11 protein-coding genes and 1 pseudogene are annotated in these 11,989 nt (G+C 66.0%); 10 read left to right on the top strand and 2 right to left on the bottom strand.

The genetic code is table 11. The annotated features are described in order from the left end of the window. The 10 genes and pseudogenes from D7Y15_RS44960 to D7Y15_RS38685 form a co-directional block, all read left to right on the top strand. Nucleotides 1-296 (top strand): annotated as a pseudogene (locus D7Y15_RS44960) (hypothetical protein); the annotation flags it as partial. Nucleotides 297-408: 112 nt separating this feature from the next. Then, a complete protein-coding gene (gene recA, locus D7Y15_RS38645) occupies nt 409-1,494 on the top strand; it encodes a recombinase RecA (protein WP_120600023.1) in 1,086 nt (361 codons plus the stop codon). Nucleotides 1,495-1,664: 170 nt separating this feature from the next. Further along, entirely contained in the window at nt 1,665-3,887 is a 2,223-nt protein-coding gene (locus tag D7Y15_RS38650; protein ID WP_120579366.1) for an alkaline phosphatase, read from the top strand. Nucleotides 3,888-4,041: 154 nt separating this feature from the next. Beyond that, on the top strand, nt 4,042-6,099 hold the full coding sequence (locus D7Y15_RS38655; RefSeq protein ID WP_121755701.1) for a right-handed parallel beta-helix repeat-containing protein: 2,058 nt from the start codon (nt 4,042-4,044) through the stop codon (nt 6,097-6,099). A gap of 53 nt (nt 6,100-6,152) precedes the next feature. After that, on the top strand, nt 6,153-8,459 hold the full coding sequence (locus tag D7Y15_RS38660; protein WP_121755702.1) for a Tex family protein: 2,307 nt from the start codon (nt 6,153-6,155) through the stop codon (nt 8,457-8,459). Between the two features lie 193 nt (nt 8,460-8,652). Next, nucleotides 8,653-9,012: an Imm10 family immunity protein gene (locus D7Y15_RS38665; protein WP_121755703.1), complete on the top strand. Its 360-nt coding sequence runs from the start codon at nt 8,653-8,655 to the stop codon at nt 9,010-9,012. A 244-nt stretch (nt 9,013-9,256) separates the two neighbouring features. Further along, entirely contained in the window at nt 9,257-9,691 is a 435-nt protein-coding gene (locus D7Y15_RS38670) for a hypothetical protein (protein ID WP_121755704.1), read from the top strand. A gap of 5 nt (nt 9,692-9,696) precedes the next feature. Beyond that, complete coding sequence (locus D7Y15_RS38675) at nt 9,697-9,993, top strand: hypothetical protein (RefSeq protein WP_148712974.1); 297 nt, start codon at nt 9,697-9,699, stop codon at nt 9,991-9,993. A gap of 30 nt (nt 9,994-10,023) precedes the next feature. Further along, nucleotides 10,024-10,314, top strand: a complete 291-nt coding sequence (locus tag D7Y15_RS38680) for a YrhB domain-containing protein (RefSeq protein ID WP_120579371.1) — start codon at nt 10,024-10,026, stop codon at nt 10,312-10,314. Nucleotides 10,315-10,657: 343 nt separating this feature from the next. Further along, nucleotides 10,658-10,852, top strand: a complete 195-nt coding sequence (locus D7Y15_RS38685; protein ID WP_148712975.1) for a hypothetical protein — start codon at nt 10,658-10,660, stop codon at nt 10,850-10,852. Nucleotides 10,853-11,107: 255 nt separating this feature from the next. On the opposite strand, the gene D7Y15_RS38690 is transcribed toward D7Y15_RS38685, so the two are convergent. Continuing rightward, nucleotides 11,108-11,578 carry a DUF6714 family protein gene (locus D7Y15_RS38690; RefSeq protein ID WP_121755706.1) on the bottom strand — a complete coding sequence of 157 codons (471 nt, stop codon included), beginning with the start codon at nt 11,576-11,578 and terminating at the stop codon, nt 11,108-11,110. After that, nucleotides 11,575-11,865 (bottom strand): hypothetical protein, encoded by a 291-nt coding sequence (locus D7Y15_RS46825; protein WP_121755707.1) that lies wholly within the window; start codon nt 11,863-11,865, stop codon nt 11,575-11,577. The genes D7Y15_RS38690 and D7Y15_RS46825 overlap by 4 nt, the downstream gene beginning before the upstream one ends. Nucleotides 11,866-11,989 lie beyond the last annotated feature (124 nt).

Consider the following 11,989-nt stretch of genomic DNA (forward strand, 5'->3'; position numbering starts at 1 on the left):
TCCCGGCCCTGGCGGTGGGGCTGGGGGCGCTGGCGCTCCAGGTGGTGCTGGGGCTGACGGGCGTCATCGTGCCTGGCGGGCTGCTCATCCTGCAGGGGCTTTTGACCCTGCTGACCCTGACCGTGCTGACGGTTGCCTCCGTGGGCTCTCCCCTGTATCGCGGAGCCCTGGCGCTGCTGACGGTGGTGTCCGGGATGGGGTTGGGGATGGTGCTGGTGCCAGAGGTTCCGGCGGGTTGGGCGGCCGGATTGGGCGGGCTGGTGGCCGCCTTCCTGGCTGCCCTGCGCAAGAGCTGACCGCCAGGACCCAAAACGGATGTCAGAGGGGTGGACTAGGGTCTACCCATCGCGTACTAAAAGCGCGTTCAGGTGGACCGGGGTGGTCCACTCTTCCAAGGAGCGACGAGAAATGGCCGTGAATCAGGAGAAGGAAAAGGCGATCGAGCTGGCGCTGGCGGCGGTGGAGCGTCAGTTCGGCAAGGGTTCCATCATGCGGCTCGGCAACGACGAGCCCATGATGAAGGACGTCCAGGCCATTTCGACGGGGTCCACTTCGCTCGACATCGCCCTGGGCGTGGGCGGCGTGCCGCGCGGGCGCATCATCGAAATCTTCGGGCCGGAGTCCTCCGGCAAGACGACGCTGTGCCTCCACATCGTCGCGGAAGCGCAGAAGAAGGGCGGCGTGTGCGGCTACATCGACGCCGAGCACGCGATGGACGTGGGCTACGCGCGCAAGCTGGGTGTGCGCACCGACGACCTGCTCCTGTCCCAGCCGGACACCGGTGAGCAGGGCCTCGAAATCGCGGAGATGCTCGTGCGCTCCGGCGCCATCGACGTGCTGGTGGTGGACTCGGTGGCCGCGCTCGTGCCGAAGGCGGAACTGGAAGGCGAGATGGGCGACGCGCACATGGGCGTGCAGGCGCGCCTCATGAGCCAGGCGCTGCGCAAGCTCACGGGCACCATCTCCAAGAGCCAGACGTGCGTCATCTTCATCAACCAGATCCGCATGAAGATTGGCGTGATGTTCGGCAACCCGGAGACCACCACGGGCGGCAACGCGCTGAAGTTCTACGCGTCGCAGCGCATGGACATCCGCCGCGTGGGCGCCATCAAGAACGGCGAGAACGTGGTGGGCAGCCGCACCCGCGTGAAGGTCGTGAAGAACAAGGTGGCGCCTCCGTTCAAGGAGGTGGAGTTCGACATCATGTACGGCGCGGGCATCTCGAAGGAGGGCGACCTCATCGACCTGGCCTCCAACGACAACATCATCGAGAAGAGCGGCAGCTGGTTCTCCTTCAAGGGAGAGCGCATCGGCCAGGGACGGGAGAACGCGAAGGAGTACCTGCGCGAGCACCCGGACACCTACAAGGAGGTCGAGGCCCTGGTGCTGGAGAAGTACGGCATCGGCAAGCCCGCGGGTGCGACGCCCGCCGCGGACGCCCCCAGCGAGCCGCCGGAAGGTGAGAAGCGCCCGCGCGTGAAGGCCGTGAAGTAATCGCGAAGCGTTTCGCGGAAATGGTCCGCCGCGCACCTCCGGGGGGAGCGGCGCGGTGGGTGAAGTAGAAAAGGGGCCGGTCTCCAGTGATGGGGCCGGCCCCTTTTTCTTCACCGTGAGAGGGATTGCGGGATTGTGACGCGCACGGTCATCACCGGCCTGTCGCCGGGATGTTTCGTGTGGAGGGAGGAGGGCCTCTAGACTTCGGGGTCCGGGAGCCCCTCCACCCCTGCTTCCCGCTGGAGTCCATCGCCTTGTTCAACCCCTTCAAACGCCGCACGTTCCTGCAAGCCGTGGTTGCTGTCGCGGCGACGACGACCTTTGGATGCTCCGACGACGACTCGACGGAGACTTCGGATGGCTCGCCCTACTTCCCGCAGTCGTTGGCGTCGGGGGATCCGCGTCCGGACAGCGTGGTGTTGTGGGTGCGCGTGGAGGACAAGGACCGCGCCGGTTCTGACCTGCCGCTGCGGCTGGAGGTCTCTCCGTCGGAGGACTTCAAGACGCTGGTGCTGGACAAGACGGACCTGTCGGCGCTGGCGGAGCATGACCACGCGGTGAAGGTGAAGGTCACCGGGTTGTCCGCGCGCACGACGTACTACTACCGCTTCTCCTACGAGAAGGACGGCCAGAAGCACACCACGCGCACCGGGCGCACGCGCACCGCGCCGGCGGCGGGGGATGACGTGCCGGTGAAGTTCGTCTTCGCCAGCTGCCAGGACTTCATTGGCCGCTACTACAACGCCTGGCAGCGGCTGTTGCAGCTGGACGCGGACCTGGACTTCATCGTGTTCCTGGGCGACTACGTCTACGAGACGACGGGCGACACGTCCTTCCAGTCCGGCGATGGCGGCCGAAGCATCCGCTTCAGCGAGCCGGATGGGGCGCTGCCGCAGGGCGCGGGCCTCACCTCGTACCTGGCGGCGAACTCGCTCTCCAACTACCGCGACCTCTACAAGACGACCCGCACGGACAAGCAGCTGCAGGCGGTGCACGAGCGCTACCCGTTCATCATCGTCTGGGACGACCACGAGTTCTCCGACGACTGCTGGCAGGACGTGGCCACGTACGAGGACGGCAAGCGGGACGAGACGCAGCTGGACCGCAAGCTCAACGCGGAGCAGGCCTTCCTGGAGTACATCCCGCTGGACACGGTGCAGTCCGCCGCGGGCGCCATCGACGTGGGTAGCGAGCCGCGCTTCCCCAACTCACGCATCTACCGTGACTTCGAGTACGGCAAGCACCTGAAGCTGCTGGTGACGGACTACCGTAGCTACCGGCCGGACCACCTCATCCCGGAGGACGGCTACCCGGGCACCGTGGCGCTGGACGCGACGCTGCTGGGCGCGGCGCTCCAGGGCCAGCCGGACGTGGTGAAGGCGACGTTCCAGGCGGACACGTTCGCGTACGTGAACATCGACGACGCGGCGTACGCGAACCAGAAGCAGGTGCTCCAGGCGGTGTACCTGAGCCAGGCGAAGGCGGCGGGCCTGACGGACGCGGAGGCCGCGCAGAAGGCCGGCAAGTGGGTGGCCGGTCCGGTGGCGCTCTACTACGTGAACCAGGTGCTGGCGGCGGTGAACAAGGCGCTGGTGATTCCGCCCGCGGACAAGCCCCGGGGCCTGGCGTACGCGCACATGGGCAAGGCGGCGCTCTTCAACATCCAGGGCTCGCGCTACGTGGTGGTGAAGGACACGTTCGACCTGTTCGCGGCGGTGAAGTACCAGCTGTCCCAGGGCAAGAGCGAGGACGTGTTCGGCCCGGACCAGGAGGCGTGGTTCCAGCAGACCATGACCACGGCGACGAACACCTGGAAGATGGTGGTGAGCTCCACGTCGCTGTCGGCGCTCATCTGGGACTTCCGGCAGCAGGCGGACATCACGGACCCGACGCTGCGCCAGCGCTTCTACTTCAGCGTGGACCAGTGGGACGGCTTCCCCACGAAGAAGAAGGTGATGCTCAACACGCTGAAGGCCGCGGGCGTGACGAACACGCTGTTCATCTCCGGGGACATCCACGCGTCGTTCGCGTCGGTGGAGGAGGGCGTGCCCGTGCTGACGGCGCCGGGCATCACCTCCGGCTCCATCAAGAGCCTGGCCAGCCTGGCGCTGATTGGCGCGGGCTACGCCACGGGCGCGCCGGTGTACCAGCACGCCGTCGTGGAGATGGAGAAGACGCTGATGGCGTCCAACTCGGGCCTGCGCTTCGCGGACGCGGACTCGCATGGCTTCGTGCTGGTGGAGGTGAAGGCGGATGAGACGCTCGCCACCTTCCACCTCATCCCCGCGGCAGAGGTGGCCAAGGACTACTCCAAGCGTGCGGACAGCGAGCTGGAGGCGAAGTTCACCGCGAAGACCTTCCGCGTGAAGAACAGCGACATCCAGCCGGCCTGAGCCGGACGCGCATGAGCTGAAGCGAAGGGCCGCGTGGGAACTCCCGCGCGGCCCTTTTTATGTCTCAAGGGCTTTGTGAATTTTCCGCTTTGTGCTGTTTTCCTTGGATAAGGCTTCCATTGAGGGAGCCCGGGACACCGGGGAGGAGCACACCGTGGGCTCACGCAAGGGATGGCAGGGACTGCTGGGAGCGGGGCTGATCGCGGCCGTGGGAGTGGCGGAGGCGGCGCCGTGGCGGAGCGTGCTGTACCCGTCGACGTGGACGCCCGGGTACTCGCAGCCGGGCAACACGTCGCGGTTCCTGCATGACTTCTCCTACGCGGGCTACCGGATGCGGCAGGAGGAGCCGCCGGTGCGCATGGACCGGGTGCTGGACGTGACGCAGGCGCCGTACTTCGCGGACAACACGGGGGCGTCGGACGTGACGGCGGTGTTGCAGCAGGCGCTCGACGACGCGGGGGCGGTGGCGGGCGGCGGGGTGGTGTACCTGCCTCGGGGCACGTACCGGGTGGCACCGCCCGCGGGCAAGCCGTACGCGCTGCTCATCCGATACAGCAACGTGGTGCTGCGCGGGCAGGGCGCGACGTCCACGTTCCTCTACAACTCCGCCACGGACATGCGCAGCAAGCGCGTGGTGCAGGTGGGCCCGCGCGACACGACGGTGTCCTGGACGTCCGCTTCGACGGCGGCGACGGCGCTGACGCAGGACGCGCCCAATCAGGCGACGCACGTCCAGGTGGCGAGCGTGTCCGGCTACACCGTGGGCACGTGGGTGGTGGTGCGGGCGGACCTGACGGCGGCGCGCAGCGCGGAGCTGAACATGGGCACGACGTGGACGTCGCTGCCCGGACCGTCGTTCTACCGGCAGGTGGTGGCGGTGGACGCGGCCACGCGGATGCTGACGCTGGACATCCCGCTGCGGCAGGGGCTGCTGATGCGCGACGCGGCGCGGGTGTACCGCGTGCCCGCGCACCTGTCGGAGGTGGGCGTGGAGCACCTGGCCATCGGCATGCGGGAGAACCCCACGCCGGGCCTGTCCGAGGAGGACTACACGGTGCAGGGCACCGGTGCGTACCAGGTGCACGAGTCCACGGCGCTCTTGATGAACCACGTGGTGGACGGCTGGGTGCGCGGCGTTGGTTCATACCGGCCGCCGTCCAACACGCAGGACGTGCACGTGCTGTCCAACGGCATCGACCTGAACTACGCGCGCAACGTCACGGTGGAGGGGTGTGAAATCAACAAGCCCCAGTACAAGGGCGGCGGCGGAAACGGGTACCTGTATTCCATCCGGGGCAGCGACAGCTTGGTGAAGGACAGCGTGGCGTACGGCGGGCGGCACAACTTCGACTTCCGCTCCATGCACACCACCGGCAACGTGTTGTTCAACAACCGCGTGTCCAACGGCGAGAAGGTGTCCGACTTCCACATGCACCTGAGCGCGGCGAACCTGGTGGATAACACCACGCTGTACCTGGAGCGCTTCGAGGCGGCGGACCGGACGCCCTACGGCACCACGAGCCACGGCGTCACCACGACGGAGAGCGTGTTCTGGAACACCAACGGGGCGAAGCCGCCGTCGTACGGGGGCACGAGCGTGGTGCGGTCGCAGCAGTACGGGCAGGGGTATGTGATTGGGATGCGTGGCAGCGCGACGGGCGTGGACGTGTCGGTGACGACGAAGACGGCCCCGGCGGACTTCGCGGAGGTGGCGCAGTCCGGGAATGAGTTGGTGCCGCAGTCGCTCTACGTGGACCAGACGCAGAAGCGGCTGGGGCGCGCGGTGGAGCACGACGCTCGGGTGCTGGTGTACCAGGCGGAGAACCTGAAGCCGACGAGCACCCCGGACCCGTCGTCCACCGGCGTGGAGGCGGGGCCGGAGCTGGGCGGGGTGCGCTACCACAACACGAGCGCGGTGGGCGCGAAGGTGACGTACACGCTCTATCCGCGCACGGTGGGCACGTTCGCGGTGCGGGTGCGGACCAAGCGCAACAACGGGCGGGGGCAGTACCGGCTGGACGTGAACGGGGTGGCGGTGGGCGGGACGCAGGACGAGTACTCCGCCACCACGCAGTTCGTGGAGGTGGAGCTGGGGACGGCGACGTTCACGGACCTGGAGCCCCAGGCGTTCACGTTCACGACTGTTGGGAAGAACGCGGCGAGTACGGGCTACAACGTGGCGTTGGACGTCATCCGTCTGGTGCGGCAGTAGGCGAGCGGCGCGTCTCTGGGAGGCGCGAGCGGACCGGGGTATAGACGGGCGCCATGCACGTCTATGCCGCCGCGTTGGCCCAGGAGCTGGGCATCAAGCCGGAGCAGGTGGACCGGACCCTCGCACTGCACGAAGAGGGAGGCACGGTCCCCTTCATCGCGCGCTACCGCAAGGAGGCCACGGGAGGGCTGGATGAGGTTCAAATCCAGTCCATCCTGGACAAGGCCACGGAGCGCGCGGAGCTGGACGGGCGGCGCGACACCATCCTGCGCAGCATCGAGGAGCAGGGGAAGCTGACGCCGGAGCTGAAGAAGGCGCTCCAGGCGGCGCGCACGCGCGCGGAGCTGGAGGACCTGTACCTGCCGTACAAGCCCAAGCGCCGCACGCGCGCGGCCATCGCCCGGGAGAAGGGGCTGGAGCCGCTGGCGGACCTGGTGTGGAAGCAGGAGGGCCAGCGCGGGGAGAACCTGGACGCGCGCGTGAAGCCGTACGTGAGCGCGGACAAGGGCGTGGCGGACGTGGCGCAGGCGCTGGCGGGCGCGCGGGACATCTGCGCGGAGCGGGTGGCGGAGGACGCGAAGCTGCGCCGCGAGGCCCGCGACATCTGCGCGCGGCGGGGCTCGCTGCGCTCGGACGTGGTGCCCGCGAAGAAGGGCGAGACGACCAAGTTCGAGAACTACTACGGCCACGAGGAGCCGCTGTCGCAGGCCCCGTCCCACCGCGTGCTGGCGCTCTTGCGCGGCGAGGAGGAGGGCGTGCTGAAGGTGAAGCTGGGCCTGCCGGATGACGAGGTGAAGGGCCTCTTCACCGGGCGCGTGGTGACGCGGCCGCAGTCGCTGTTCGCGGGCGAGCTGCGCGCGGCGGTGGAGGACAGCTGGGACCGGTTGATGGGGCCGTCGCTGGAGTCGGAGCTGCGCGCGGAGATGAAGGAGCGCGCGGACAAGGGCGCCATCGGGGTGTTTGGAGAGAACCTGCGGCACCTGCTGCTGACTGCGCCGGCGGGGGCTCGGGCGGTGCTGGCGTTGGACCCGGGGCTTCGCACGGGCATCAAGCTGGTGATGCTGGACGTGACGGGGTCGGTGGCGGAGACGACGACGCTCTATTCGGAGCGGAGCGCGGACGAGCGGGCGCGCGCGGCGAAGTTGCTGGAGGCGGTGGTGCGCAAGCACAAGCCGGAGCTGATCGCCGTGGGCAACGGCACGGGCAGCCGCGAGGCGGAGGTCTTCACTCGGGACACGCTGAAGGCGATGGGCGTGCAGGTCCCCGTGGTGTCGGTGAGCGAGCAGGGCGCGTCCATCTACTCCGCGTCGGAGGTGGCGCGGGATGAGTTCCCGGAGATGGACGTGTCGCTGCGCGGGGCGGTGTCCATCGGGCGGCGCTTGCAGGACCCGTTGGCGGAGCTGGTGAAGATCGACCCGAAGAGCATCGGGGTGGGGCAGTACCAGCACGACGTGGACCAGGGCCTCTTGAAGAAGAAGCTGGGCGAGGTGGTGGACTCGTGCGTGAACGCGGTGGGCGTGGACGTGAACACGGCGTCACCTCAGCTGTTGGAGCACGTGTCCGGCGTGGGGCCGTCGCTGGCGAAGAAGCTGGTGGCGCACCGGGCGGCGAAGGGGCGCTTCACCACGCGGCGGGAGCTGCTCAAGGTGAGCGGCCTGGGGCCGAAGACGTTCGAACAGGCGGCGGGCTTCCTGCGGGTGCGAGGGCCGGAGCCGCTGGATTCGAGCGCGGTGCACCCGGAGCGCTACACGGTCGTGGAGCGCATGGCGAAGGACCTGGGCGTGGACGTGGCATCGCTGGTGGGGAACGCGGCGCTGGTGCGTCAGATTGAAGCCAAGCGCTACCTGGGGCCGGAGCTGGGCGAGCTGACGCTGAAGGACATCCTGGCGGAGCTGGAGAAACCGAGCCGGGACCCTCGAGGAGACTTCACGGCGCACGCGACGCGGGATGACCTGCGCACGCTGGAGGACGTGAAGGAGGGGATGGTGTTGCAGGGCGTGGTGACGAACGTGACGGCGTTTGGCGCGTTCGTGGACGTGGGTGTGCATCAGGACGGCCTGGTGCACGTGTCGCAGCTGGCGGCGCGCTTCATCAAGGACCCGTCGGAGGTGGCCAAGGTGGGCGACCGGCTGACGGTGAAGGTCCTGACCGTGGACCTGGTGCGCAAGCGTCTGGCCTTGTCCGTGCGGGCGGTGCTGGAAGGTGGGGCGCCGCAGCCGTCAGGGCGGCCGGCACAGGCGAAGCCCGCGACCAGTGCACCGGCGCAGCAGCAGCGGCCCGCGCAGAAGCCCGCGACGCAGGCTCCGCCGCAGAAGAAGCCGGAGCCGTTCAACAATCCGTTCTCGAAGTTGAAGCACTGAGCGTGGGCGTCATTCCGCCGGGTCTCAATGCGTCTCCAATGCTTGGACCCGGTGCGTCTCCGAGACGGTGAGCGTCATGAGCGACAAGAACGAGAATGAAGATGTAGAGCGCGGCTTCCATGCGCCAATCCGCGGCATCACGGCGGAACGCATCCCGCTCCAGTGAAGATTTGGGCCGCAGGAGGACGGTGATATGCGGAAATTTCATGCAGCTGCGGTTGGTGCCGACGAGATGCAGGACATCAACACGTATGCAGTTGTTCTCGCGGAACGGCACGACGGCGCTGGCATGCGCCTTGAGATCCAGAAATCCCTCTCGTTCGACGATCAGGATAGAGTAGGTGGGATGGATACCTACTGTCTGTGTACGGAGAGTGGGGCTTGTCACTATGGTGGCGTGACAAGGTGGATGGTCGGTGAATGCTCAATCGAAGTCTTGCTCGACGCTCGGGCATCGAGTGCGCTTGGAGTCGACGGTGGATTCCAGGTGGAGGTTTCAGGGCAGTACCTGCCGATTCTCCGGGAGGCCCTTCAGCGGCTGCTGGGGACTTGAATTGGTCGGAGTCGAGATGGCGGGTGTGGTTGCGTGCTCAATGTGCAGACACCCTGCAATACCAAGGGCAGCTGCGCGACGCGTCTGTCCGGGAACTCGTCAAGGATGTTCGACGCTTCGAAGCGAGGTCCCCTGGCTTGTTTCCTCGGGGGCTGCTGGATGGGACTAGCAGATAGATGCGAGTGTCAGACAGAGGAGCGTCACTCAGATGTCTCATTTTCAAGACCTGACCCCTTGTGGCTATATGCGCCAATGGGAGCAGTCGTCGCTCGCGGTGGGCTGGCTTGAAAAGGGGCACGCCTATCCCCAGGGCACCGTGGACGAGAAGTTCTTCAAGGCGCTGCTCCGCCTGTGTGGGAATCCGTGGCAGCCTCCGGTGGCGTTCGCGGGCATCCACGTGTGCTCGCTTTGCCAGTTCGTGGGGAGGCTCGCGGGCACGTCCTACTTTGGTGCGGGGGACGCCGCCGGGAATGCGAACGTCTTCATCCCCGGGGAGACGAAGGTCTTCATCGCTCCGACGATGATCGTCCACTACATCGACGCGCACGGGTACGTGCCGCCCATGGAGTTCCAGGAGGCGGTCCTCAAATGCCCTGAGATGCGCTCCATGCCCTACTTCAAGGCCCTCAGGGCCCTGGGGTTCTCACTCCGCGTGACCGAGCCGCTCAATCCACTGTGAGCGTCATGAGCAACATCGTCCTGGAGTTCCCTCCTGGCTTCGAGGACTCCGATTGGGAGGTCGAGGCCAAAGGCTGGCTCCCCGGCGTCGTCGCGGTGATTCAGGGGCGTCGGTACACCCTCACCGTGTACGACCCTACTCGCTTGACCCAGGATGTTGATGAGGCTCTGAATGGCGGCAGGGTGTTTCTTGAGCGGAATCTCGTGGTCGTCGCTTCCGTCACGCGGGAGCGCATTGCGTCTGGCATCCAGGAAATCGTTCAGACTGGCCGGGTCGGCGACCTTCGGCCCGACTCGGGGTAGATGGATGGGCGCGGCGAAAGCAGGTGGAAGATGAATCGAAATGAAGCACGTGAGCTGGTGGATGCCTACGTACGTAGGGTGAGTGCTCAAGCTGGGGGGGAGTTGATTCTTCTCGATGAGCGCACGATCGAGCGTGAGTTCGGATGGGTTTTCTTCTATGCCTCGAAGCGGCATGTGGAAACTGGGGACCCGGCCTTTGCGGTAGGCGGGAATGCACCCTTGATTGTAGACAGGGTGACCGGCGAGTTCCATGTAACTGGCACGGCCTATCCTGTTGAGCATTACATCGCAGAGTATGAAGCACGCTCGAGAACACCTTAGGAATGGCGTGTTTCATGGGGCTGAATTCCCTGGAGAGAACGTTTCGTTCGTGGACTGAACGGCTCGCATCCGGCAACCCGCTGCGAATCGAAAACATCCGGCTGGTGGGAGTCGAACGCCTGACGCTCTCCCCACGCGATTTGGACGGCCGGAGTGGAGGTTCGCAGCAGTACGTTGAGAACCTCGTTGAGCGCTGGCTCTTCGAACGCTGCTCATGGAATGACCTCGGGGTATGAGTCATGAGCGAGAAGAATGAGAACGAAGCTGAACGGCCCTCCGCCTTGCTGCGTCCCCTGGCCGGGAATGGCGATTGTTGGCGCATCGTCCATCCGGTGACGTAGCCGTGAAGAACGAAGGGGTGTTTGACGAACTGGTTGTCGACCACTGGCTCCACATCGAGCAACTCGGCGAACGCGAGTGGTGGATGCGGATCGGGGACGCCCGGATCCTGGTGGCGGTGCAAAGCAGTGGCGATGTTCGGGTCGATGTAGAGCGCGGCTTCCATGCGCCAATCTACGGAATCACGACGGATGAGTGAGAAGGACCAATGGGTTCGCGACCTGGCCGGAGTTCTTCACGGGCTTTTGAAGGGGCCAGACGTCCCTACTGGGGATGTCGAGTGGTTGCGTCTCCGGTGTGAAGACACACTGGCTTACCGAGGGCACCTGCGCGACGCGTCTGTCCGGGAACTCGTCAAGGATGTTCGACGCTTCGAAGCGAGGTCCCCTGGCTTGCTTCCTCGGGGGCTATTGGATGGCCCTGGCAGCTAGATACGAGTGGCTGAGCGCGGACGTCAGTCCGCGGGTAGGTCCCAATACGTCTCCAACGCTTGGGACCAGGACTGCTTGGAGATAGGCGAAGTGGATGCGTCCCTCATGTGGATGAGGAACATCCGGATGGCGTTCCTTTGGGGCGGGCTCAATCGATCAAACCTGCGAAGGAAGAAGGCGCGCAGGTCTGGCTGTGTCTCGTCGGGGATGCTTAATGAGGACAAGAGAAAGCCGCGCACATCAGGATCCACGAGCGCCGCGCTGAGATATGCCGGAAGGTAATAGGCAAGTGCTTCCGGACTGAACAGCGAGAGATGCGCCGCATGGTCGCGCACCTTCTCAACTGGGACGTCCTTCCAGTGGCGCCCCCCGAAGTCCCGAACGAGTTTGGGTGTCTCCCATGCACCGCGTGCATAGGCGACGCGTTTCTTCTCGGGGCGGGGAACATCCGAGAATGCATGCTCAATGCTCTGGCGGAGAGCGTCATCGCTCATTTGCATTGCTCATTGGGACCACAGCGGACACGAATCAACTTCGTGCACTCAGCCTGGCCTCGTTCATATGTGGCGAGGGCACCCTTGTGCGCCAGGTCGCCGCCGCGAAAGCAGCGGTTCATCAAGGTCCTGCGCGCCTCGATGCACCGCTCAAAACGATTCCATCGAACCGTCAAGTCCACGCAGGACATCGTTTCGTCACAGTTCATGCTCTGAGTCTTGCATGCCGTGCCAACTGCTTTGCTCAAGTCGCGCCAGACGTCTTTGGTACAGTCTCCCGGAGGCATCCGCTTCCGGTTTAGCCGCCACTCCCGAGGGAAGCCTCACGTTTCCGCCGTTCGCGCTCTCGGCGCTGCTGGCGTGAGCGGGCCGTCACCTCGGCGATGAGCAGGATGCGCTCCTCCAACTGCT

Origin of the sequence: Corallococcus sp. AB030 (genome assembly GCF_003668965.1) — a bacterium.
GTDB classification, from domain to species: domain Bacteria; phylum Myxococcota; class Myxococcia; order Myxococcales; family Myxococcaceae; genus Corallococcus; species Corallococcus exiguus.